A 25,628-nucleotide genomic window follows, 5' to 3' on the forward strand; every position below is an offset into this window, starting at 1 on the left:
GAATATAGTTGCTAATAAGTATATAATAGAGGTAATTATTGATGTTCTTAAAAAGGAGGATGGATATATGGAGTTTGAACAACGACTTGCAACGTTACGAGCAGCACGCGCCAGAACCAGTTTTTCCTTTAGATTTGAAGATTTATTTGAAACAGATGAGTGGTTAAATATGACTTTAAAAGCACGTATGCACGCCGAAAAATCATTCAGAAACTTTATAACAAAGCATGACACACTGCGTATACCTTATGCATCAGAAGAACATATTCGCATGAGAATGTATAATTCTGTATACGAATACAACGAAATCAAGCATAACTTTAAGGCATATGTTTAACGCATCAGTCAATTTCCTAACTCATATATTTGTTGCTGTTATATAACAAAAAGCCTACATGAACTAAATATTTAGTTCATGTAGGCTTTTCTACTATTCTTGGGCGTATAATAAATCATGAAAGGTGATACTAGGGAGAAAAATATGCAAATCATTTACAACTGTCGTTTGTGCTGTGGGCATACAGCTGACACTTACAAACATGCACACTTTCCTTTAGATGTCTACAGGGTATTAACTACTTACTAATTGAGACCTTTCCATGCCGTACTTGTATAACTTTTCAGCATCTATATAAGATATATAATCAATACTTCTGTATCCATCTTTAATGTCATTAATGATACCTTGATTTACACCAGTATGTGTGTAAATGTCATAACTGCTTTCATTTGAAAAAATAACTTCTTCAATTACTTTTCTCATCTTAATCACTCCGTATTTTTTCATTCGTTAAGCTTTTATCTCTTCTCTACACTTAGTATTCTACGCCATGCTTACAAAGATTTAAAGTATTTTGTGATTGTTTTCACATAATTATCACTTTTACTCAATTCTAATTGAAATTGATAGGTATATTGTTTGACAGGTATGTTATCAATTTCACAATGTTTTTTCGCTCAAGAAATCCTTATCCTTTATAACCAAAGTCAGGTATATTACACCATCTTTTTCTTAAGTAATGTGCCACTGCTTTCGGTCTTCTTTCACGTGTAAATATGCCTTTCTTATTGCCTTGAACTCTAATAATGCCACTTGAAGTTTCAAAATCTGCAAAATTCCAAGTCTGTTCACCAATAAATTGAGGATATTGATCAATAACTTCGTGATTTGCTTCGTAATAACGTACTTGATATTCTTCTGTAAATAATTCATCATTAACTGAATGCAAGCCTGCTAGTGTGTCTGCGCCATACTCTGTAAACATAATTGGCTTATTCGGCTGTTTTTCACTCCAACCATCAAGTTCTTGCTTCAATGCTTTTTTAGCAGCTTCTAAATCTCCAGTTTGCGTATACCAACCATAATAACGATTTAAACATAACACATCGACTAAATCTTGTACTTGGCAAACATCCGGTTGTGCCGTCAATAATGTGACAATCGTTACAGGACGTTGCTGTGGATCACAAGATCTTGCCAAGTTAATTAGTGGTTCGAAATATGCTTTCGCACCTTCTTCTGTAGATGCTGGTTCATTTGCAATAGACCACATCACGACACAAGCATGATTCTTATCACGAGCAATCAATTCTCTAATAACTGCTTCATGCGCTTCTTTAGTACCTATTTCTTTAAAGGTCTTACGATGTTCAATACCAGTTAATAATGTATCAAAGTTTAAGTGAACACCTACACCCGTTGTCTCATCGATAACGACAATACCTTGCTCATCCGCTAGACGCATCATTTCCTCTGAATACGGATAATGTGAAGTTCGGAATGAATTTGCGCCAATCCATTTTAAAAGGTTTAAGTCTAATACATTACCTACTTCATTTATACCGCGTCCATGATAATACGTGTCTTCATGCTTACCGAAACCTTTGAAATAAAATGGTTGATCATTAATTAAGAATTGGCCATTCTCTACTTTTACAGAGCGAATACCCAAACGTTCTGTATAAGTATCAATTAATTTATTATCTTCATATAATGAAACTTCAAATTGATATAAATACGCATTTAATGGTTGCCACAAATGAGGGTGTTCTACCGTTATTGTTCCTTTTTGTCCCGTTGTTTCTGTGACAACATTGTTTGCTTCATCTAATAATCTAATACGAATATCTGTAGCGCTTTTGCTCGTCATAATATTAAAATGGACTTGTGCTGTATCCTTTGACACTTCGGGAACTAAGACAATATCTTCAATATATGTTTTCGGTGTCGTATAAAGTTTTACAGGTCTATGTAACCCTGCATAGTTAAAGAAATCAAAGTTTGGTGTGTTCGTTTTAATCTTTTTACCATGTTCATCAATCGTTTCTTCATATTTTCCTACTGGAAGGGTTGTTTCATCTAAAATATTATTTACACATACTGATAATCTATGTTTCCCTGTTGAAAGTCTATGATCTAACTCAGCTTCAAATGGCAAGAATCCGCCTTTATGCGATACAATTGCTTGACCATCAATATATACAGTAGCTTGATGTGTTGCTGAACCAAATCGTAAGACGATTCTCTCATCTTGCATCATTTCTGGAATAACAATCGTACGCTCATACCAGACATTGCCTACATGATTTCTTATTTTAGCATTTACCCCTTGGTCATTATATGAACCTGGTACTGCCATCACTAATTCCGTGTCGAGTGGTTTTGAGATATCAACCGGTGACGCATCATCTTCTAATTTAAAGTTCCAAATCCCATTTAAATCAATAATTTGACGTTTTTCATTTATTACTGGATATAACATTTCGTGTTGCTCCTTTCATTTATTAAAACAATTTACAATATTACAATTACAATTCTTCTCTAAGTGCTAACTCCTTAACGATTTGCTTGTGACGTTTATCAGTCAATGGATATGCAAAGAAGAATAATATTACGGCAATGAGACAGGCCGTACCTGGAACAACAAAGTATAATACTTTTAGCCCTAATAACGTGCCAGCCGTTTGAGTTTCATTTGGCACATAACCAATGAGCATTAACGATAATCCAGGTAAGAAACCAGCCAATGCCTGTGATACTTTTCTTGTGAAGCTATAACTAGAATAAATAATACCTTCAGATCTCATACCAGACTTCCATTGTCCATATTCAACAACATCCGCTATAAATGCCCAAGTAACTGTATTCGGTATAACTAGGAATAATTGTGCAATCGTGTTTAACACTAGAAACGGAATTGCTTCATTGGCAAATAGTGTGAAGGTAATAAATTGTAAAATTACAAACCCTGAAACACCAATGATTGCCGTCATCTTCTTACCTACTTTTTTACTTAAGAAAGTAGTAATCAATAAGCCTGGAACAAGAACAAGGAAGTTCAATGTACTTACAATACCGACTAAATTAGGTTCTCCGAGGACATATTGGAAGTAATATAGCTGAGATGACTGTTGGAGGAATAAAGCCATGATTGTTAATAGTGTATATATAGCAAGAATCAAGAATGGTCTATTTTTCAGTAAGTCTTTAAAAGCTTTACGACCTAGACCTTTTTCCTTAGGTCTTTCAACAGTATGTCTCTCTTTAACACCTTTGTAACAAATAATATGGAATATAACACCACAAATCGCTAACACTCCTACTGCGATAGGATATCCTGTGGCATGATTCGGAAAAAGATTAACCATTGGAATGATTACGATACCTGAAATAAACATTGCGCCTTGTGAACCTAAGTTACGAAAGACAGATAATTGTGTACGATCATCCGCATTAATTGTCATAGATGCAGATAATGAACCATACGGGATATTAACAAATGAATACGCCATATTGAATAACATATATGTAGCAAAAGCCCATATAACTTTACCGGTATAACTAATATCAGGCGATATAAATGTGATAACGGTCAATATAGCTAAAGGTATCGTGCCATATAAAATAAATGGTTTGAATTTACCTTTTTTACCAAAATTACGCCTATTATCGACCATTGTTCCAACACCAGTATCAACAAATGCATCAAATATTTTTGAAACTAAGAATACGAGACCACCATAGAAAGGAGAAATACCAAGAATATCTGTAAAAAACTTGAGCAAATAGATTTGTCCCATATCAAACATCATTCCGTTACCTAAGTCTCCAAAACCATAGGATAACTTCTCTTTAAACTTTAACCTTGGTGCTTCAATTTCTTTAAATTTCTTTAATTTCCTACTAGTTGGTTTCAATTTTGCTGTAACCATAATGATTACCTCTTTCCCTATAAACAAAATACCGTACATTTCATTTCTGCAAATTTTGTTTAATAGATTGTTTTTGTTAGCGATTGTGGCCATCAATCTAATCTAGGTATATATTTGTAAGCGTTTTCTTATATGCCTAAATTTTTTTATCTCTCACATAAGCTATTTTATGATCTAATCAAATCCCCATAGACTATATATTTGAGATCTTAAGTTCATTATATTTTTTCCATTGTAAGACTTCAACGAAAAATAACAACGTTGTTATTTTCTGTAAAAATTTAAATATAGTAAATCCATTTATTTTTACATGCTTAAGTTCGATGGTTACTATACTTATCACTATCTTCAATAACAGAAATATTCAATCGTTTTTTAAATGGCTCTATGATTCTAAAATCATGTTATGTTGTCAATTCTCCCATTGTATATCTATATTTTATTGAATCATTGATATTTTTACAAAAAATTTAACATAAATAGTAAAATCACATCAGGATGTTAATTCCATCCTCTCTGTTCCATTCGAAATCTCAGTGGTGTAATACCATAATATTTTTTAAAGCATTGTGTAAAATAACTTTGTTCGCTAAAGCCAACATGTTTAGCGATTTCTGAAATTGACATTTTCGTCCTAAGTATTAAATCGTGACCTTTTTGCAATCTCAATTCTAGAATAAATTGTGAAATTGATTTATGTAGTTCATGGTTAAATACACGCGATAAATAACTTGGAGCTAAATCGACTTGTTGTGCTAACAGTTGTAATGTCAGTTGTTGATTCAAGTTACTTTCAATGTATTGAACAACTTTACTAATTTTCGGACTGTATTCATTGGCTTTGATTTTCATTGCGGCTTCTGCATAATCGATTACCAATGATTGGATATGTTCATTGATTTCATGTATATCTCTCGTCTGATGTATTTGTTTAGCATACTTTGCTGATAATTCATCTATTTTTATAAGATTTACGCCTGCCCTTTCAATGGCTTTTCTGCATAATGTATTTAATAAAAATGCTTTATATTGCTCATTTGATATCGTATCATCTGTCCTTCGTAATCCAACTACTGATAAATTAATATATTTTAAAATAGCTAATGCCTCGTGAACATTGCCATATTCTACAGCAGTCAGCAATTGGTTTTCTAACTTATAGCGATATTCTAAGTCTTCCACAGCATAATCCATTTGTGCTCGTGTTTCTGCAATGCCCGCTTCACTCATATGAAATTTAAAATCAATCTGCTCAATTTCATATAAAGTATTTCTATTTTTCAAAAATTGTATTGCTAATCGACATAACTTTTTGGCTTTAACATGATGACATAACGGTATTTTTAATAAATATTGCTTTAATATACCATTATGCGAACTTGCGATATTTAACTGTTCTAAAATATCGAAGCATTGCTGCTCATTTGGACGATGCTCAATATATGGACCAATAATATAAATCCGCTTATACTTTTTAAATTTAAAGAGCAAAAAATTTATCCCTAACCGATTACAATAGTGATAAATTTTATTACTGTTCATATTTTGTAAAAAAATCTTTAATTCATGCTTAAAGCTCTTCCGTTTTGTATTGGTAAAAGGCGTTTTTATCTTATTTGTTACACCTTTTAAATCCTCTTGCTCAAATGCTTCTAATTGAATTCCCAATAATTGTTGTGCATGTGCTTGTAATATATCTAAAGTTTCTTCATTCAAAAAAACACCCCATTCCTATGATTTCATTATAGCGAAAAAATAAGAATGAGGTATATATTTTTTATATTTTGTATAAAGTCATAAAATAACAAATTATTTTTATACAAATAGACTAAGTAATAAGATGAATACTAACCCTGAAACAGAAATAATCGTTTCTAATAATGACCATGTTAAGAACGTTTCTTTTACAGTTAAACCAAAGTATTCCTTGAACATCCAGAAACCAGCGTCATTAACATGTGATAGTATGACACTACCTGCTCCAATAGCTAATACTACTAAAGAAACATTAACGTCTGATGCTTGCAATAGTGGTAATACAATACCTGTAGATGATACTGCAGCAACAGTAGATGAACCAAGTGCAATACGTAATACGGCCGCTACAATCCATGCTAATAATATAGGTGACATTTCAGATCCTTCAAACATCTTAGCAATGGTATCACCAACACCACCATCAATTAAGACTTGTTTGAATGTACCGCCACCACCAATAATTAGTATCATCATACCGATTGGATAAATTGCATTGGACACTGAATCCATAATATCTGCATTCTTACGACCTTGTTTAATACCCATAGTGAAAATTGCAAACAATACTGCAATTAACATTGCAGTTCCAGCTGTACCAATAAAGTAGACAACAGATTCAAAGCCATTTTTTGCCTCTTCATGTCCAGTTACTAATTGAACAATTGTAGAGAGTAACATTAATATAACTGGAGAAACAGCTGTTAATAAACTAATACCAAAACTAGGCATTTCTGATTCCTTAAATTCTTTTTGTGCACCTAGAGATGAAATATCACCTTCACGTTTATATGCAGACGGTGTGATTTTTTGTGCTATTTTATTAAAAATTGGACCAGCAATAATTGTTACAGGAACGGCTATAATAATACCATATAACAGAACATGCCCTAAATTTGCTTTTAATTCTTTAGCAATGACAACAGGACCTGGATGTGGTGGTAAGAAACCATGCGTAACTGATAATGCCACAACCATTGGTAGTCCCAATTTCAATTGTGAAACGTTCGCACGTTTAGCAATTGTAAATACTAATGGAATTAATAATACTAATCCTACTTCAAAGAATAGTGCAATCCCAACAATAAAGGCTGCGATGAGCATAGCCCACTGCACATGCTTTTGACCAAACTTATTAATCAATGTATCGGCAATTCGTGTAGCACCGCCACCATCGGCTAGCAATTTACCTAGAATTGCTCCTAAACCAAAGATAAGTGCAATGTGACCTAATGTACTGCCCATACCATTTTCAATTGTTTCAATTATTTTATCTAAAGGCATACCTAGTAATATTGCAGTGACAATTGACGTAATAATTAGTGAAATAAATGTATTCAATTTTAAAAATATAATTAATCCCAATAATACTATTATCCCTATTACCACAGTGATAAGTGGCCAGATCATTTCAAACATAATCGTTCTCCCCTTCCGGATTCAAACACAAAATACAATTTAAAGTAATTCATTTTATATTTGATAACGCTTTCTTTTTCTTGTAAAATTTTTTCTTACTATCATTCAATTTATTATTAAAGGTATAGTTGAGAAAACGATTGATTTTATGTATTTATCATATAAAATCTTAACGTTTTCTAACTACCTTCTTATTGCATTAATACATCGCTTCTTAATCTGTCATATGTTCACGTTGGAAATTGGCAATTTCAGTATATCTATCTTCCAGTGAACGGCTTAAATTTATAAAAATACTAATTAATTGTTGATAAACCTTAACATTTTCTTGATTTGGCGCATGTGCATTAGTCGTACCAACCATTTCTTCAATAATTGAGAAGTCTTCAATTTCACCGAGTGCTTTTAACCCAAGTACACAAGCACCGAGACAAGAACTTTCATAACTTTCAGGTACAATTAAATTCGTATCAAATATATCTGCCATCATCTGACGCCAAACTTCACTTTTGGCAAATCCACCGGTTGCTTTAATAGTAGATGGTGTTTCATTCATAACTTCAATGAGCGCTAAATAAACAGTATAAAGATTATATAAGACGCCTTCTAACGCAGCTCTAATCATATGTTCTTTCTTATGCGACAATGTCAAACCAAAGAATGAACCACGTGCATCAGCACTCCAAAGCGGTGCACGTTCACCAGCTAAATAGGGATGGAATATTAAACCTTCTGCTCCTGGTTTAACACGGCTCGCAATTTTAGTTAGCACATCATATGGATCCACTCCCAAACGTTTAGCAGTCTCAACTTCACTAGCTAACATCTCATCACGCAACCATCGAAGTACGACACCACCATTATTAACTGGTCCACCAATGACATAGTGATCTTCAGTTAATACGTAGCAGAAGATACGTCCTTTATAATCTGTTCGTGGCTTGTCTATTACCGTTCGAATGGCGCCTGACGTACCAATCGTCACTGCCACTTCTCCTTTTTTGTAAGCATTAACTCCTAAATTTGATAACACACCATCACTCGCACCAACGATTACTGGCGTGTCTGGATCAATACCCATTAGCGCAGCATATCTATGTTTCATACCTTTAAGTATATGTGTCGTTGGAACAATTTCAGGTAACTGTTCTTCCGTTATACCTAGTAATGATAATGCTTCTGTATCCCATTTTAATGTTTCAAGATTAAACATTCCCGTAGAAGACGCCATCGATTGATCAATTACAAATTTTTCAAATAAGTGATAAAAGATATACGTCTTAATATCAGCAAACATTGCTGTTTGATTAAATATTTCTTGTTGTTCGTGTTTCATCCAAAAAATCTTTGCTAGTGGAGACATTGGATGTATCGGTGTTCCTGTTCTTTTGTATATTTCAATACCATTATGTTCATTTTTTATGATATCTGCATATTTACTTGCACGATTATCAGCCCAAGTCAGATTTTCAGTTAACCTTTGATTACTCGCATCCATTGATATTAAACTATGCATTTGTGCACTAAAGGAAATTAACTTCAAATCTTCTTTCGCAATATTCGCTTCACGCATTACATATTTAATTGTCATCAACACGGCATCAAACAATTCATCTGGATTCTCTTCTGATACATCTACATTAGGTGTATGTAATGGATATCCAATATTATGTTTCATGATAAATTGACCTTTTTCGTCATAGAGTACTGATTTAGTACTTGTTGTTCCAATATCTACACCTATCATATATTTCATGATATTTCCTCCTATTTCCTTTTAAGCTAGATTTGATTAGCTCAGCCAAAAGCTATCGATGTCTTCTCCTACATCATCAAAATTCAAATGAAAGGCCTCTCTTAACTTAATTGCATCTTGATTTGCTATGGCCTCTACAAAAACTTCATGGTTCTTATGGATACGTTCGAAATCTTCCGGATCTTCTGCCATACGTCGTCTCATTGACAATAAGATTAATGCTTCCATCACTGGCTTTAAATTATTCCAATATGTCTTTAAATATTGATGTTTAGACGCTAATATCGTCACCTCATGAAACTTCATATCATGTTCAGTAAATGCTTCTGCATCTTCAAATTGAACTGCTACTTTCATCATTTCTAATTGCTTTCGTAATTCTTTAACAATTAGATCATGATTTAGCGATTTGATACGACTAAATGCAAATGACTCTAGCATAATTCTTAAGTCATAAAGTTCTTTCTTTTCTTTATCATCAAATGGTAATACTTCTGCACCCATTCTCTCTAAATTGATTAATTGATCTTGCTTTAATAATTTAAAAGCATCTCGAACTGGGGATCGACTTACATTAAATTCTTTGGCAATCTGATTTTCGGTTAATAGTGTATCTGTTTTAATTGTGCCAGCAACGATTCTTAATCTAATTTCAGCAGCGATAGCCTCACCTTTAGAAACACCCTCTAACCATCTTTCAGGATATTCATAAGTCATATGAACGCACCTCTTAATTCGGTTAATATACTTGTATACAAGTATGGTAATACACAACAATCAATATTGCAAGCGTTTGCAAAAGTATCATTATGAGTTGCTAAAACTAAAAAGACCGAAATACCGGTCATTAAACTCGATATTTCGGTCCATAAATTTTTTATTTTTTCATAGCTATACAATCATTTGTTTCAAAACAGTTTGGACATTTAAGTACTCTAGTCTTAGGCGTATGCCTTGCTAATGTCCATGTTATAAATTCCGGAATAAATTTCTGCTGGCAATTTGGACATAAATATTCTACACTTTTGTAATATTTATATGTAAATGCTGTAGTGATTAAGAAAAATGGTGGTAAATTAAATAAGATAGGTTTCCAACTTTTTTTATACATACTATAAATAACAAAGCTATATTGAGCTACAAACAAGGTAATTAATTTAGAAGTAAATGCCATTGGCAATTTCCTATATTTCGTATTTTCTTTTATATATTGATGTGTATCAATTAATTTAGTGTATGATTCTGTGCTACCTTCGCTAATATATTTTTGATACTGTTTCATCTCTCTCTCCAATGTCTTTAACTCGTGTATCTCTTCTTCAACTTGTACTAGCTTTTCATTTATTAATGCTCTGATAACATTAAGTTCAACCTTTTCATCAAACAACAACTTAATATCTTTTAATTTAAATCCAAAGGACTTAAGTATGAGTATCATTTCTAATTTTTCTTTACTATTTTTATCAAAATAGCGTCTTCCATTATTTGAACTCGCATTTAACAAACCTTTATTATCATAATATTGTATAGTTCGAACAGAAACATTACATATTTTTGCTAAGTCACCCGTTTGATATAACGTCATATAACAACCTCCTTATTGATTATCCTAATATATAACGCTACGTAATAAACAAGTGATTCATAAAAAAAGTTAGCAAGTTCAAATTATCTAACTCACTAACTGCTTACAAGTATGCGTAATTATTTATTTTGATTAGACATCAAATACTTCTGTTCTAATGTTCTGCATCTTACCTTCTACGGCAGTGATGTCATTTGCACACTGCTTTAAGACTGAACGATATTTTTCTGTATTTGTATCATTTTTATAGCGTATTTTATGTTCCAAACTAGCCCACATATCCATACCAATCGTTCTAATTTGAATTTCTACAGGTACTGTCTCTAAAGAATGTGCTAAAAACACAGGAACAGAAACGACAATATGCAAACTGCGATAGCCATTATCTTTAGGATTTTGTATATAGTCTTTCCTTTTTATCAACTTGACATCATCTTGTTTTAACAATAGTGACTCAATAACATATATATCATCAATATAGTTACAAACAACACGAATACCTGCTATATCTTGGATATATTCTTTCGCAGATTCTGATGATATCTCACATTCCTTACGCTTTAACTTCTGAATCAAACTCCGCAACTCTTTCACACGACGCTCCATATGATGGATTGGATTATGTTTATATAATTGCTGAAAATGATCATCTAGAATATCCAACTTGGTACTAATTTCTTTTAATGCAGATGAATATAATTGTTCTAACTCTACAAAGCCAATTAACATATCAAAGGCAGAGTCAGTGTTATTAAATTGTCCGAGACTCTCTTTGAAATCTTCTTTCAAATCTTCAATATTTAGTGAAGATTTTCTTTCCATATACATGCATTGTGCCTCCATTTAATACAATCGTAATACCATCTCATCTTTTTTAATTACGACCACTATTTAATTACTAAATTTCACTTATATAATTAACTTATATTATTAAAATATTTATGTCATTACTTTATCATCTTGTAAAATGAAACATTATTTTACAATACAAATTCATATTATTCATCTTTTTTATGCTCAATTATTTCTGTTTGCCTATTATCTGCAATATTACGCGCACGCTTCATAGCATCTTCCTTTTTATCAAAACTATCAGATGCTTGCTTTGCACCTTCTGATTTGATTTTCCATACGTCTTCCTCGAAATACACATGCACATCTTGATTATTAAGATTCGGATTCGCTGAATCATCTTTATCATGTAACGTAATTTTTTTATTTTGCAATTCTTCTAATTCTTCTTTTGTCGCATCTTTATACCAAGATTCTGCTTGTTTCGTTGCAATGGGAATAGCACGATCTTCTTTATATCCATCTTTTAACATTGCATTACCGATATCAATTGCTTTTTTACGTTCTAGTTTATCTAGATTCTTCCAACTTTGAGGATAGTCATCCATAGTCCAAGGCATAAAAAAACTCCTATCTCTTGTAGTTTTCTTATTAATTACCTCTTTTCTTAATTTATTAAACAGTATTTAAATAACGTCTAAATTATATAATCATTCTATATAGCGACGTTATCTTAGACACCCCGCTCTATGACCGTACACAAACGGCAGTCTGAGATACCTCACATACTTTAATTTGTTATGATGAGATATTGCGTGTTGCAATCCAAACTAAAAAGGATCAATCCATGATAAATCATGAATTGACCTCTTTAATGTCTGTCTATTTAATTTGTTGGATGTAATAGTGAAACATTCTTTCTAGCATTAATACAATTACTTTGTATGTGCTCTAAAGCATTTTTAATATAAGTATATTGGGGTAACATCGGAATTTCTTGAACTTGGATATTAGTGCCTCGTTCAAAATGCTTGGCTATATTTTCGAATATCAGTAAATATTGTGCCATTGTCTCATCTGAAATATGATAACGTTGTTCATTACTTAATGCTCTTCTAAATATAAAATTTATCTCTTCTAACGCATATATACTTGGATAATAGTATTGAATTGCATTTTTATTACTAAACAATTCACCGTTTGCGCTATTATAAACTTGAATCATATTATTTAACTTTACGCTTAGCTTTAACATTTCATTCTTTTCATGTTCAACAGAGGCATACTTGTTAGATGAAAATAAATAATGAAATACAACTGCTTCATTACGTGTTACATCCGCCAATGTATTTGGAAGCATGGACGAGGCTGTCTTTTTCCCTATAAATAACAAGCAAACAACTGCAATGACGATACCTACAATAACATCAATAATTCTTGGGAATGCAACTTGTATCGACAAATGTTGCGAAGCTAAACCATTTAATAACAGAACCTGTATTGTTATAAATATTACAGCAATAGAATAATTAGCTCCAACTAACATTTCCGTAAATCCAGCAGCTACAGCAAGTAAAATAATAGCCACAGGTATCGGTGGTACTGATAATAGTATGAGTGATAACACTAGCACACCTAATATTGTCCCAATACCTCTAGCGCCAGCACGTTCAAAGCTTTGTAATGTAGTTGAACCTAATAAAATCGTGTGCGTACTGAGAGGTATCCAATAAGCTTTATCAAAATCAAACATGAGTGCAATGAAGATTGAAATCGCCATAATCACGGTATACCGAATGGTACTTCTGAATGTAAATGAATCCAAGGTTAAATTATTAATTAAACGATGGCCATATATTGGCATTCTATAATCAACTTCATGTTCAACACGTTCATTATCAGCATTAATTATTGCATCGACTTTAAATATATTGTCGACTAAGTTTTTGTATTGTGCTTCAAACTCTACTTTTTCTGTCCACTGCTTTCTAACAATACCTTTTGAAAAGACTAATTTAATTATAAAATCAGCCATTTCTTTGATCACATTAGGCAATGGTCGTACATTTTTTTCATTTAATTCTAGTAATTCTGAGAAGATACCTTGCGCTGTATTATGCAACAATAATATACGTTGAAACCTTGGTGAACCTTTAGATTTAGCGGTACTCGATGTAATTAATTGATTGTCCGAATTCCTAAAGGCTGTAACTGCAAATTGCGATGCCTTTTGAAAGGCGTCTGGATTATCAAAGTTATGTACTAATTGCTTTATCATATTAAAGTCATTTTTTATCGCTTTCATTTCTGCTGTTTCCCGGGAAATAGCGATTGTTAATATCACCATTAAAGTTGCTATTATGCCACCAATAAACATGCATAAACCTCTATATAATGCATCTTCTGGTGCGACAGGTAAATTGATTGGTAAACTGAATGCCACGATAAAGAATATTGAAGAAGGACCTGGTATGTTTAATGAGCTAAAAATGTAGTATGGTATCACAGTGATTATAAGTAGTAACACCCCGAATATGAGTGGTTGATTTACTGTTAAAGTGCCTAACATCATGGCTATAGATAGGCCGACTGTCGAGAATAATACGACTCGCAATTTTGCCTGTGCTGGTCCACCAAACACATAAATATGCGCTAATGTACCTGTAGCTATCAACAAACCAGTTGAAAAATGATTGGTGATATAGCCTACAAACAATGGAATAAGCATTAATATGCATTGCCTAAACCCTTTTGCAACATCGATTTTCATCGTATTAACTTTAATTAAGGATCTTAAATATTTAATCAATGTTGACATAAGCATCTCCTTTTTATTTTTTTGTTATTGTTCTACTACTAAAGCATTTATTATAAAGGCTACAAAGACATGTACCATTCACCAATATACTAAAAGCATAATTTTAATTATTCAGTTGACGCATCGACATTTAAAATAAGCAGTTAAGCTAAGTTAGCGTACAACGCAATTCTACATACTACTAATAACAGTCTTGCGCTTGTCAAAGACGCTATCGTTATATTTTATCACTTTTTTGTTATACTTCTAGTTCTTATAAGAAATGTACAATATTGTTTTCAATCTATTGTAAGTTAGACTAATCACGATAATACGTTTACCGACAGCTATCCTTCGCTCTAATTTATACTATTCAATTTCATTAATATCTTCAGCTACTGTAGAATGATCGATATCTGATTCTAAAAAAGCTTGGTCGTTGACAGGAAAGTGTTGCTCAAGCGTTTCAATATTACTAATTTCTATTGTGCCGCTATTAAGTTCAAAGTCCAAGATATGACCACCTACTGCCTTGTCTTCATCTACAAAATGCAAATGGAATCCACTTGCTGCAATCCCATGGAATAATTCTGGAGTATAGAATCCTACCACAGTTCCGTTAATTTGCTCATATACAAATTCAGGTTGTTTATCAGCCGAATATTTAAGTTTGGTGTATGGTTTTTCTTGTTTAGGCATCATGCGCACGTGCATTGTTTCAAACTTACCTGTTATTTTCACGGCAAAGAATATATTTTCACTTGCAGCCTTTCCTTTAATATCTTCTAGCAAACTATCAGCATCTGTAATATGCGGAACGAAATAGGAATAATCTGCCTCGAAAGGTGTTACTGTAGCATATGGTGTACACTCAGACCCTGACAATTTTCTAAATCCACCTAAAGCATCAGCATGATATGCAACGCCATTAACAATGATGACTTCGCCATCACAACCTGTCAATGTACCTATACCAAGATCACCCTTTTTTAATATTTCATCGATAGTTGCTGTTCCGTCTAATATCCCTGCCATTAACGTTCCTAACGTTCCGTGTTGATATAACATAGTAAATTCTCTCCTTATTCAACCCAAAATTAATCACATTACATATAATTCACCTTAAAATTATACACTTTTCAATTTATTTATAATAGTATTGCGCTTATCGCAATAAAAAAAAGCCTAGCAACTTTATCTGTTGTCTAGGCTCTCGCACTCAATTATGCTTTATCTTGTAACACTTTAATTTCAGGCTTTTCAACTAAATACTGACTAACTTCTTTGAAAAACTGCTGGAAATGAGCAGAATTATTATGTGCTTCTACTGCCGCTTCATCTTCGTATCGTTCAATAAAAGCAAATGTATTCGGTTCATTTGTTTGTTCAAAATGTTGATAAAATAACGACCCCGATTCGTTATTCGCACCCTCAACTAAAGGTTTAACTAACTCTAAGTAATTTTCGCGTTGTGCTGGATTCACTTTCATAATGGCATTAATTGTAATCATATTTTTCCCTCCTAGGGTAATCAATTATACTCAATTCTTTCCCTATTGCAATGATTACAAACTTTATAAATCTTTTTTATCAATTAACAGTGGTTTATCAGGAGAAACAAAGAACCACATAATAATCGCAAAGACCACTGGGATGATAACCAGTTCAAGCGTCATTGTCCAACCTACAATATCAACCATCATACCTGCAAGTAATGGACTTAATAATGCACCTATGTTCCCCCACAAATTCATCCAACCAGAAACTGATCCTGAGAAATTACGTCCTAAATCAGTTGCTGCAGCCCAACTCATGCCAGTTGCTATACCAATACCACCTAAACATAACGATAGCCAGAATACATTAACAACTAGACTATCTGTTTGTATCGACATAAATAAAGAAATACTAAAGATAATAAATCCAATAATCGCGATAGATGCCCTAGCAACAAAACGAGACTTACCACTTTGTAATAATTTATCTGAAATCGCACCACCAAAGAGAATCAAAATAAACATAGCGATCCATGGTGCACCAGCTGCCCAAGCCATATCAGGATCACTTAACTTAACATGATATTGTTCTGATAAATAAGTTGGCAACCAAATTAAAAATAATGATACGACAAATTGTACAACGAAATATTGTGCTGCAATCGCATAAAAGCTAAAGCGTTTAAAAAATAATTTCCATGGTGCGTTTGACTTTTCAGTCTTAATAACGTCTCGATTCTCAACGATAAAGCGCTTCTCTGCCTCATTCACCATTTTATGTTGCTCTGGTAAATCCTTGGCAATAATCACCCATAAAATAGAGATTAAGATTCCCACAGCACCAAATATATAAAATACTGCTTGCCAACCGAACATATTGACGATGGCAATCGTCACAACTGGAGCAATCACAGGGCCAAAATATGAACCAGCTAATAATACACTAGATGCGCGCCCTTTTTCTCCTTTAGAAAACCAAAATGAATTGAACACGGCATTCGATGGATACATTGGCGCTTCACCTACACCAAATAAGAAACGCACTGCATATAACACACCGTGATTTTTAACCACACCAGTTAAAATTGTAAATGCACTCCACCATACTAATGCAATAGTTAACATTTTTTTAGAGCCAAACTTTTCCGCTAAAAATCCTGACGGCACTTGCATTAATGCATAACCTAATGAGAAGAACGATGCTAACAAACCAAATTGAGTCTTGTTCATGTGCAAGTCTTCCATCATAGGACCTGCAATAATAGATATATTTGAACGGTCCATATAAGCAATGACACCTATGATAAAGAACGCTATTGCAAAGTACCACCTTATGTTTGATCTTTTCTCTTCCATACACTCTCCACACTTTCTCCCTAAAGTTACAAGTCATCATATGACCTATTGTTTCTCTAGATATTACCACAATGTGTAATCGCTTACAATAAAATTTTTACAAATTTGTTAATATTTATCCTTAGTTAATTCATACTAAAGTACTACCATATTTTTCTGCATAGTTTTTAATTTTAGATTATAATAAGAATATGTGATTTTTAAATTTCATTACATCTGTGATGCTCAATATCAAAGGAGTTTAATGTTTTATTATGGAACAAATATTAACTAGTTTTATTAGTACTTGGGGCTATGTTGCCATAGCTATATTGATTCTTTTAGAAAACATCTTACCTTTTATACCATCTGAAATTATTTTAACCTTTGCTGGATTAATGTCAGTAAAATCAGACCTAACAATCCCAACATTATTTATTATCTCAACTATTTCTTCTTTAGTCGGTTTGCTCGTATTATATTACATTAGTAGACTTGTCTCAGAAGAACGCTTATATCGATTTGTAGATAAATATGGCAAGTGGATTAAATTAAAGGGTAAAGACGTTGCACGTGCCAATGATTGGTTCAAAAAATATGGTACGCTGGCAGTTTTTATATGTCGCTTTATTCCTGTCTTACGTGTTTTAATTACTATTCCTGCCGGCATCAATAGAATGAACGTTATCATCTTTATGATATTGTCATTAATTGGTACAACAATTTGGAACTTCGCACTTATTTTTCTAGGAAAAATGTTAAGTGGTAGTTGGGATGCATTGATGAATGGTTTACATACATATTCTTATATTATGTATGTCATTATTGCACTAGCTATTATTTATGTTCTATTTCGTCTGTTCAAAAAGGACAGAGTAAAATAATTAGAAGTAAGTATCTTTGGAAAAATTAAATACTTGTAAAGAGAAGTCTTCTTCATATTAATAAGTGTTTGGAACATCAATTCCAGAAAAATAGCACTCAGATGATTGAATTTATCTGGGTGCTATTTTTATTCATACTATGCGTATTATTAGTTCACTTGTCTAGAACCTATCTCAGCCTTAGCTTTTGACTGACATTGTTCCCTCAAATGTATCATTAAAAAAAGACTAACTTCCCCCTTTGAAGTTAGCCTCAACCGTTCAATTTATTTCTCCCTTTTTAATTAATAATAGTGAATCAGCACCAATTATTAACTTTGACTTACACTTTTCATCATAATTTAACCCCTTTTAAATTATAATGTCGCCTAAAACAACTAAAGACGAATGTGTGTCAAATCTATACACCATATTCAAATATAAATGTATAGAATTGAATCAACAGACATGATAATATCCATATTCAATTGACATATGAATGAGATCAAACTGTACCGACCAACAGCTTGAAACTATATGTCTCTGTGACTTATCCTTTCTAAATAAAAAGACACTAAAAAATGTGATTTAAACGTTAATATTTATTGTGCATTTTATATTAACCCAATGCGTAAACGTCTCGTTACAATCTATTACACAACCTTCACTGACATGAGACTCCGGAATATATGGTAATGTAATAAAGCCTAACCCTTACACAAAGAATATAAATAACCTTCACAATAATTCATACATGATAGTATGATGATACTAACGTTAACTACTATGTATATAGTAAAACCACCTAATTAAATCATAGTAACAATAAATATATAATGAAATGTATGCGCCCAATAACCCCTTATTTAATTGACACATTGCATCACACTATATTTCTAAGGAAAGTATGATTTAAAACTACTACTGAAAAAATTAAGTAATAAGTCCACTCCACTACATTATAATTTAATCAGTATATGTCACCCCAAATGTAAACAGAAAAAATAACTCCCTTATAATTTTGTTACATGCATTTATTATACAAAATTATTAGAATTTTTAAAGTACTCTAAGACATTTTTTTGTAAAAATTCTCCTGTTTTTTTCAAATTAGTACCTTAAAAGCCGTAACAAAGGCATTCAAAGACGTAAAAACAATTAATGTAATTATACACTTAAAAGCTATTCGAACACTAATTACATCGGTATAAATAATATATTTCGCAATACCTTTATACAAAATAGCCAATTTTTTATATTTGAGTAACATAAGAGTTATAAAACGCAGATTATCTTGATAATACGACCATTTTCACAATAATCATTAGCCTTTTCTAAAAAACACATTTCCCAATTCATATTTTAGAATTTATCCTACTTTCATAATATAATATGAACTAGACACAGATAGCTCATTTAATGCTACAATATACTACAAATAAAGAAAACGCTTGCAGTAGTGTTTTTAATGAAAATAAATCAACTGGAGTGACACTAATAATGCCAAGAACAACAGATAAAAGCGTAAAGAGCAGATATTTAGATTTACTTGCAGAACAATTTAACAATAAAGAAGAATTAGCTACAGAAATTATAAATTTAGAATCTATATTAGAATTACCTAAAGGCACTGAACACTTTGTCAGTGATTTACACGGTGAATTCCAATCATTCCAACACGTTCTCCGAAACGGTTCAGGCAATGTTAGATCAAAAATTAATGACATCTTCCAAGATACATTGACACGTAAAGAAATTAATGAATTTGCTGCTCTCGTTTATTACCCTGAGGAAAAGTTGAACCTAATTAAAAATAGCTTTAATTCTAAATCAGAATTAAATGAATGGTATATCACTACGATTAATCGTCTAATCAAATTAATCACATATGCTTCATCTAAATACACACGTACAAAGTTACGTAAATCATTACCTAAAAATTATGTATTTATTATTGAAGAATTATTATATAAGAGCAATAAATATAACAACAAGAAATCATATTATGATAAATTGATAAACCAAATCATTGATTTAGAACAATCAGATGATTTAATTATTGGCTTATCATTCACTGTACAACATCTTGTCGTAAACCATTTGCATGTCGTAGGAGATATTTATGATCGTGGTCCAGATCCAGATAAAATCATGGAAACACTCATTAACTACCCTTCAGTCGATATTCAATGGGGAAACCATGATGTATTATGGATTGGTGCATATGCTGGATCTAAAGTCTGCCTAGCCAATTTATTGCGTATATGTGCACGTTATGACAATTTAGACATTATTGAAGATGCCTATGGAATTAACTTACGACCTTTACTAACATTGGCTGAGAAATATTATGATGGTACGAACAAAGCCTTTAAACCTAAAAATTCTGAAGGTTTATCAGACAGAGAATTAGAGCAAATCACAAAAATCCATCAAGCAATTGCCATTATTCAATTTAAATTAGAGGCACCTATTATTAAGAGAAGACCAAACTTTGAGATGGAAGAACGCTTAGTGCTTGAAAGTATTGATTACGATAAAAACGAAGCAACACTCTATGGCAAAACATATCCATTAGAACACACATGCTTCCAAACTATTGATCCTGAAAATCCAAATCAACTTATCGACGAAGAAATAGAAGTGATGGACAAGTTACTATTATCCGTACAACAATCCGAAAAGCTAAAACGCCATATGACATTCTTAATGCAAAAAGGCACATTATATTTACCTTATAATGGTAATCTACTCATTCATGGTTGTATTCCTGTTGATGAACATGGTGAGATGGAATCAATGACGATTGACGGTGTGAAATATTACGGTAGAGAATTGTTAGATCACTTTGAAGCATATGTTAGACAAAGCTTTGATCACAAAGATATTCAAGATGATTTAGCAACAGATCTTGTGTGGTATCTATGGACAGGAAAATATTCATCACTATTCGGTAAACGAGCGATGACTACATTTGAACGTTACTTTATTGCGGATAAATCAGCACATAAAGAAACAAAAAATCCTTACTATCATCTACGTGAAGATGTGGATATGTGTAAAAAGATGCTTAAAAACTTTGGGCTAGATCCAGAGCAAGGCCATATCATTAATGGTCACACGCCAGTAAAGGAAATCGATGGTGAAAATCCTATCAAAGCTGATGGTAAGATGATTGTTATTGATGGCGGCTTTTCTAAAGCTTATCAATCTACAACTGGCATTGCAGGTTACACATTACTTTATAATTCATTTGGTATGCAACTTGTTGCACATCAACATTTTAATTCAAAGAAACATGTGTTATTAAATGGTGCAGACGAATTATCAATTCGCCGTGTAGTCGATAAAGAACTAAAACGTAAAAAGATTCGTGACACTAATACCGGTGAAGAAATACAAGAAAAAATAAATATTTTAAAAGAACTTATGCACGACCGCTTCGTCCAATAAACAATGAATAAATTATCTAATCATCATCTCATCTTTATTAAACAACTCATTTATAAGTACAGTTTTTTAAAGAGAGCTAACTAATCATTTTATACATAAGACGCCTTATTATTTTAGTTTAGCCTTAGAAACTAAAGTAATCGAAGGTGTCTTATTTTTGCAGTATGACATTGTAAAACTGTAGATAACTAAAATGTGATATGCGTTGAACAAGATTCCTGTGAAAGTAATACACGTTTCGAAGATCAATTTTCAGGTGTTAGCTCCTAAGAAAACGTTCCGACATATAATTAAGCCAGCAAATGAGAATGTACATAATCATTTACTGGCTTAATTTATAGTATTCAAACCTTAATCGCTATCGTTTCTTTCAAATTCAAGCGAACTAGAGTATTTTATTTAAATATTTTGATGTAAATATGCATCCTTTAAATAACCAATCGTACCACTTTCATGCTCTAATAGTTTATTGTTAATACGTTTAAACGTAACTACTTTGTTAGTGCTAATATGATAAAGAATCATATCATTTTCCGTTAGTTGATCTTTCTGTTCGATAGGTAGTTCTAAAATATTATGCTGCGTTATAAATCGATTAAACCAATGTGCAGTAAAGTTCCAATCGAACAAAATATGATTGCGAATTGGTCCATCTAAATTCGTTCTTGCATGTTCATCACTGAATGACACTGGCATTATATCTACATTATTCAATCCAAACTCTGGTACTAACTCATTAAATGCTAAACTATTAAAGACAAAAGACTGTGTCATTAGTATACATTTATTATACCTTGTCATATCTGCATAAATACGGTCGCCACTTGATAATAAATTCCCTTCAAATACTTCAAAATCTAAATCTTTTGCACGTTTTGATGTATTATCAAATAAATTAAACGTCATCACTGGTATATTATGTTCCCGTAATTTCGCACCTAAATGGAATGAAAATTCACTCTCACCAACGATGATTACACCAGGTGGTTCAGTACTTGATAAATTCATTACTTTACTTAATGGCAAGAAACTAAATCCATAAATCACCACTGTAACAAATACTAGTCCAAAGGTCACAGGCGTGATATATTCAGCCATAGGTGTATTTTTTTCAACAAATAAACCTGCGAAGAATTGAGCTACAGTTAATACTACAATACCTCTTGGAGCCATCATTGACACCATCGCTCGTTCACGCTTTGAAATTTCTGTATTAATTGTTGCCAGTAAAACCGAAATAGGTCTAACTAGAATAATCATAATTGCACAAAATACAAAGAGCTGCCATGATATTACATTTTTCAAGACATCTAGCGTTAATGATGATGTAATTAAAATAAATACCGTAGATATCATTATGGATGATGTATTTTCTATAAAATGATCTGATTCCTTAAATATTAAATCATGACGTTTCATTCGAGCCATCATCAAACCAAATATTGTAACTGCAAGTAATCCAGATTCTGGTAAAAATTCATCACATATCGCAAATATAAGTAAAATGAATACCAACTGTATAGGTGGCATTAAATTTTGTGGTATTAAATCTCGTTTAATTAACCACATAAATAGATATGATGCAGCAAATCCAATAATTATCGCTACACCTAATCTAAATATAAAACTGAATAAAATAGGTAAATTGAAACCTTGTTCCATAATTTCAAAGATATAGAAAGCTCCTAATGCTAACATAGGACCTATAGGGTCTAAGATAATACTTTCCCATCTTAATATTGAATCTACACTTTTACGCACCTTCGCTTGTTTTAATAGTGGCTGAATCACTGTAGGACCTGTAATTAAAAACAGTCCTCCTAAAACTAGGGATATAGACAATGAAAAACCAATAACATAATGCAATGCAACGGCTCCCAATACCCAAGCGATAATTGCACCAATAGTAATAATGCGTATCACTGCCTTCGATATCCCTTTGAGCTCTCTAAAATCTAAATTACTACTTCCTTCAAATAGTATTATAGCAACCGCTAAAGATACCAAAGGGCTAAACACAGATTCTCCTAAACTTTCTTGTGGATTTATCAAGCCAAATATCGGCCCCACCAATAACCCTACAATTGCCATTACAACAATAGATGGCCATTTAATTCGCGAGGCAAACCATTGACTAAATATACCCAACGCTAAAAATATGACAATCACTAACATTAATGGCAAATTTAATAAAGACACATTTACTCCCTCTCTCTATTTATAAAGTTAAACATCTTCACATCTGCATTTTTACTTTTACTCCCTAAAATGCATTAAGAAAATATCCTACCAAAAAATTTCAATTGACGCATTTAAAGAACCTTCATTATCTACCCAAAGTAAAAAAATTCAATCAATGATTTCTAACATTATTTTTTCATTTAAAATTTAAATGAATATTAAATTTTATATTGATGTATTAAATTTAATAATATTGTCACAATTAAATGCGAGAACATTACACTGTATACTATCATTGTATCCCTTCTATGCTTTGACATTATAACGTATACAACTATTTTTCTAGACCTTTACAATAGGGTTTCATAATTCTATAATTATTATGAATTTTTTATTAAATCAACATTTATTTTCGAAATGAGATGACTCTATTGAAGTATTGAAATTATATAGCCACAGAATCATACATAATTTCACTTTCAAAGATAGTGGATAGGTTCAATCTTAAATTCAATTTTCACTCCCTAAAATATAGAAAGTAAAGAAAGGTGAATCATTGTGAATCAAAGTATTAATTACAAGAAATTTATCGTACCTCTCTTGGTTGGCATAATCATTTGGTTAATTACCCCTTTTAGACCAGATGGTGTTGATGCAACAGCTTGGCATATGTTTGCGATATTCGTCGCTACCATTATCGGTTGTATCACTCAGCCTTTACCAATTGGTGCAGTAGCAATAATCGGTTTTTCACTAACCGTGTTGACCGGTACAGTAAAAATCGATACTGCTGTAGCTGGTTTTGGTAACAGTAGTATTTGGCTTATCGCTATGGCCTTTTTTATCTCTAGAGGTTTTGTTAAAACAGGCTTAGGTCGCCGTATCGCCTTACAATTTGTTAAATTATTTGGTAAGAAAACATTAGGCTTAGGTTATGCTTTAATTGGTGTGGATTTAATTTTAGCACCCGCAACACCTAGTAATACTGCTAGAGCAGGCGGTATCATGTTCCCTATTATCAATGCTTTATCTCGTTCTTTTGGCTCTAAGCCTGAAGACGGTACACAACGTAAAATGGGTTCATTCTTAATATTCACAGAATTTCATGGTAATTTGATTACTGCAGCAATGTTCTTAACTGCAATGGCTGGTAACCCACTAGCACAGTCACTTGCCAAACACCAAGGTGTAACAATTTCATGGATGAGCTGGTTCTTAGCTGCGCTGGTTCCAGGGATTCTTTCATTAGTGCTTGTTCCACTTATAATTTATAAATTATATCCACCAGAAATCAAAGAAACACCAAATGCTAAATCATGGGCTCAAAATGAATTAGATGAAATGGGTGTTATGAGTAAGAGTGAAAAATTCATGATCGGTATCTTCTTGATTGCATTAATCTTATGGATATTAGGTAGCGTAATTCATATCGATGCAACGCTTACTGCATTTATTGCATTATCTTTATTATTAATAACAGGTGTATTAGCGTGGTCCGATATCTTGAATGAAACGGGTGCTTGGAATACTTTAGTATGGTTCTCAATACTCGTTATGATGGCTAATCAATTAAACGAACTTGGCTTTATTCCATGGTTAAGTAAATCTATTTCAGGTAGTTTAGGTGGCTTAAGTTGGCCAATCGTACTTATTATCTTAGTATTATTCTACTTCTACTCACATTACTTATTTGCAAGTTCGACTGCACATGTAAGCGCAATGTATTCTGCTTTACTTGGTGTAGCAATTGCAACTGGTGCGCCACCACTTTATAGTGCATTGATGCTAGGTTTCTTTGGTAACTTAATGGCTTCAACAACACATTATAGTAGTGGTCCAGCTCCTATTTTATATTCAGCTGGCTACGTCACTCAAAATCGTTGGTGGACAATGAACGCCATTCTAGCCATTTTCTATTTCATCGTTTGGCTTGGTATAGGTTCATTATGGATGAAAATTATAGGCTTAATGTAACGTGTGGACT

The 25,628-nt window shown here is 32.4% G+C and carries 19 protein-coding genes; 4 read left to right on the forward strand and 15 right to left on the reverse strand.

Translation table 11 applies throughout. The features are described 5' to 3' along the window. The first annotated feature begins 67 nt into the window (after positions 1 to 67). Complete coding sequence (locus tag ACF91D_RS17220) at positions 68 to 337, forward strand: DUF1413 domain-containing protein (protein WP_042740274.1); 270 nt, start codon at positions 68 to 70, stop codon at positions 335 to 337. A 234-nt stretch (positions 338 to 571) separates the two neighbouring features. On the opposite strand, the gene ACF91D_RS17225 is transcribed toward ACF91D_RS17220, so the two are convergent. From ACF91D_RS17225 to ACF91D_RS17290, 14 genes are all read right to left on the reverse strand, one after another. Further along, entirely contained in the window at positions 572 to 763 is a 192-nt protein-coding gene (locus ACF91D_RS17225; protein WP_107513162.1) for a hypothetical protein, read from the reverse strand. A 205-nt stretch (positions 764 to 968) separates the two neighbouring features. Beyond that, positions 969 to 2,762: a beta-glucuronidase gene (gene uidA / locus ACF91D_RS17230; RefSeq protein ID WP_107527781.1), complete on the reverse strand. Its 1,794-nt coding sequence runs from the start codon at positions 2,760 to 2,762 to the stop codon at positions 969 to 971. Between the two features lie 46 nt (positions 2,763 to 2,808). Continuing rightward, positions 2,809 to 4,212: a glycoside-pentoside-hexuronide (GPH):cation symporter gene (locus ACF91D_RS17235; RefSeq protein WP_107527782.1), complete on the reverse strand. Its 1,404-nt coding sequence runs from the start codon at positions 4,210 to 4,212 to the stop codon at positions 2,809 to 2,811. Between the two features lie 501 nt (positions 4,213 to 4,713). Continuing rightward, positions 4,714 to 5,928 (reverse strand): helix-turn-helix transcriptional regulator, encoded by a 1,215-nt coding sequence (locus ACF91D_RS17240; protein WP_392437438.1) that lies wholly within the window; start codon positions 5,926 to 5,928, stop codon positions 4,714 to 4,716. Between the two features lie 99 nt (positions 5,929 to 6,027). Continuing rightward, entirely contained in the window at positions 6,028 to 7,386 is a 1,359-nt protein-coding gene (locus tag ACF91D_RS17245; protein ID WP_107527170.1) for a gluconate:H+ symporter, read from the reverse strand. Positions 7,387 to 7,600: 214 nt separating this feature from the next. After that, positions 7,601 to 9,142, reverse strand: coding sequence for a gluconokinase (gntK, locus tag ACF91D_RS17250; RefSeq protein ID WP_107527169.1), 1,542 nt, complete (start codon positions 9,140 to 9,142; stop codon positions 7,601 to 7,603). Between the two features lie 36 nt (positions 9,143 to 9,178). Next, complete coding sequence (locus ACF91D_RS17255) at positions 9,179 to 9,859, reverse strand: GntR family transcriptional regulator (protein WP_107527168.1); 681 nt, start codon at positions 9,857 to 9,859, stop codon at positions 9,179 to 9,181. Between the two features lie 160 nt (positions 9,860 to 10,019). Beyond that, entirely contained in the window at positions 10,020 to 10,727 is a 708-nt protein-coding gene (locus tag ACF91D_RS17260; protein WP_107527167.1) for a MerR family transcriptional regulator, read from the reverse strand. 132 nt (positions 10,728 to 10,859) lie between these two features. Further along, positions 10,860 to 11,555 carry a GTP pyrophosphokinase gene (locus ACF91D_RS17265; RefSeq protein WP_107527166.1) on the reverse strand — a complete coding sequence of 232 codons (696 nt, stop codon included), beginning with the start codon at positions 11,553 to 11,555 and terminating at the stop codon, positions 10,860 to 10,862. Positions 11,556 to 11,725: 170 nt separating this feature from the next. Next, on the reverse strand, positions 11,726 to 12,139 hold the full coding sequence (locus tag ACF91D_RS17270) for a DUF2188 domain-containing protein (RefSeq protein ID WP_107589222.1): 414 nt from the start codon (positions 12,137 to 12,139) through the stop codon (positions 11,726 to 11,728). Between the two features lie 266 nt (positions 12,140 to 12,405). Next, positions 12,406 to 14,337, reverse strand: coding sequence for an FUSC family protein (locus ACF91D_RS17275; protein ID WP_107527164.1), 1,932 nt, complete (start codon positions 14,335 to 14,337; stop codon positions 12,406 to 12,408). A gap of 348 nt (positions 14,338 to 14,685) precedes the next feature. Beyond that, positions 14,686 to 15,384 carry an acetolactate decarboxylase gene (gene budA / locus ACF91D_RS17280; RefSeq protein WP_119624443.1) on the reverse strand — a complete coding sequence of 233 codons (699 nt, stop codon included), beginning with the start codon at positions 15,382 to 15,384 and terminating at the stop codon, positions 14,686 to 14,688. A 155-nt stretch (positions 15,385 to 15,539) separates the two neighbouring features. Further along, complete coding sequence (locus tag ACF91D_RS17285; protein WP_107512941.1) at positions 15,540 to 15,827, reverse strand: putative quinol monooxygenase; 288 nt, start codon at positions 15,825 to 15,827, stop codon at positions 15,540 to 15,542. Positions 15,828 to 15,890: 63 nt separating this feature from the next. Next, a complete protein-coding gene (locus ACF91D_RS17290; protein WP_107589219.1) occupies positions 15,891 to 17,168 on the reverse strand; it encodes a pyruvate MFS transporter in 1,278 nt (425 codons plus the stop codon). Positions 17,169 to 17,422: 254 nt separating this feature from the next. Between ACF91D_RS17290 and uptA the strand changes: the two genes are divergently transcribed. Together uptA and ACF91D_RS17300 are read left to right on the forward strand one after the other, a co-directional pair. Further along, entirely contained in the window at positions 17,423 to 18,031 is a 609-nt protein-coding gene (gene uptA, locus ACF91D_RS17295) for an undecaprenyl phosphate transporter UptA (RefSeq protein ID WP_042740289.1), read from the forward strand. A gap of 1,479 nt (positions 18,032 to 19,510) precedes the next feature. After that, on the forward strand, positions 19,511 to 21,463 hold the full coding sequence (locus ACF91D_RS17300) for a fructose-1,6-bisphosphatase (RefSeq protein WP_107527161.1): 1,953 nt from the start codon (positions 19,511 to 19,513) through the stop codon (positions 21,461 to 21,463). 399 nt (positions 21,464 to 21,862) lie between these two features. On the opposite strand, the gene ACF91D_RS17305 is transcribed toward ACF91D_RS17300, so the two are convergent. Further along, complete coding sequence (locus tag ACF91D_RS17305; RefSeq protein ID WP_182475102.1) at positions 21,863 to 23,638, reverse strand: cation:proton antiporter; 1,776 nt, start codon at positions 23,636 to 23,638, stop codon at positions 21,863 to 21,865. Positions 23,639 to 24,202: 564 nt separating this feature from the next. Here ACF91D_RS17305 and ACF91D_RS17310 point away from each other — a divergent pair. Beyond that, positions 24,203 to 25,618, forward strand: coding sequence for an anion permease (locus tag ACF91D_RS17310; RefSeq protein WP_107527583.1), 1,416 nt, complete (start codon positions 24,203 to 24,205; stop codon positions 25,616 to 25,618). The last annotated feature ends 10 nt before the right edge of the window (positions 25,619 to 25,628 follow it).

The sequence above is a fragment of the Staphylococcus sp. 231237_7MaSpsaltlick genome (genome assembly GCF_043107035.1).

Excerpts from the sequence above, each read along its gene's own strand:
- ACF91D_RS17220 (WP_042740274.1), top strand. The coding sequence starts at position 68 with ATGGAGTTTGAACAACGACTTGCAACGTTACGAGCAGCACGCGCCAGA.
- ACF91D_RS17225 (WP_107513162.1), bottom strand. The coding sequence starts at position 763 with ATGAGAAAAGTAATTGAAGAAGTTATTTTTTCAAATGAAAGCAGTTAT.
- uidA (WP_107527781.1), bottom strand. The coding sequence starts at position 2,762 with ATGTTATATCCAGTAATAAATGAAAAACGTCAAATTATTGATTTAAAT.
- ACF91D_RS17235 (WP_107527782.1), bottom strand. The coding sequence starts at position 4,212 with ATGGTTACAGCAAAATTGAAACCAACTAGTAGGAAATTAAAGAAATTT.
- ACF91D_RS17245 (WP_107527170.1), bottom strand. The coding sequence starts at position 7,386 with ATGTTTGAAATGATCTGGCCACTTATCACTGTGGTAATAGGGATAATA.
- gntK (WP_107527169.1), bottom strand. The coding sequence starts at position 9,142 with ATGAAATATATGATAGGTGTAGATATTGGAACAACAAGTACTAAATCA.
- ACF91D_RS17255 (WP_107527168.1), bottom strand. The coding sequence starts at position 9,859 with ATGACTTATGAATATCCTGAAAGATGGTTAGAGGGTGTTTCTAAAGGT.
- ACF91D_RS17260 (WP_107527167.1), bottom strand. The coding sequence starts at position 10,727 with ATGACGTTATATCAAACGGGTGACTTAGCAAAAATATGTAATGTTTCT.
- ACF91D_RS17265 (WP_107527166.1), bottom strand. The coding sequence starts at position 11,555 with ATGTATATGGAAAGAAAATCTTCACTAAATATTGAAGATTTGAAAGAA.
- ACF91D_RS17270 (WP_107589222.1), bottom strand. The coding sequence starts at position 12,139 with ATGCCTTGGACTATGGATGACTATCCTCAAAGTTGGAAGAATCTAGAT.
- ACF91D_RS17275 (WP_107527164.1), bottom strand. The coding sequence starts at position 14,337 with ATGTCAACATTGATTAAATATTTAAGATCCTTAATTAAAGTTAATACG.
- budA (WP_119624443.1), bottom strand. The coding sequence starts at position 15,384 with ATGTTATATCAACACGGAACGTTAGGAACGTTAATGGCAGGGATATTA.
- ACF91D_RS17285 (WP_107512941.1), bottom strand. The coding sequence starts at position 15,827 with ATGATTACAATTAATGCCATTATGAAAGTGAATCCAGCACAACGCGAA.
- ACF91D_RS17290 (WP_107589219.1), bottom strand. The coding sequence starts at position 17,168 with ATGGAAGAGAAAAGATCAAACATAAGGTGGTACTTTGCAATAGCGTTC.
- uptA (WP_042740289.1), top strand. The coding sequence starts at position 17,423 with ATGGAACAAATATTAACTAGTTTTATTAGTACTTGGGGCTATGTTGCC.
- ACF91D_RS17300 (WP_107527161.1), top strand. The coding sequence starts at position 19,511 with ATGCCAAGAACAACAGATAAAAGCGTAAAGAGCAGATATTTAGATTTA.
- ACF91D_RS17305 (WP_182475102.1), bottom strand. The coding sequence starts at position 23,638 with ATGTTAGTGATTGTCATATTTTTAGCGTTGGGTATATTTAGTCAATGG.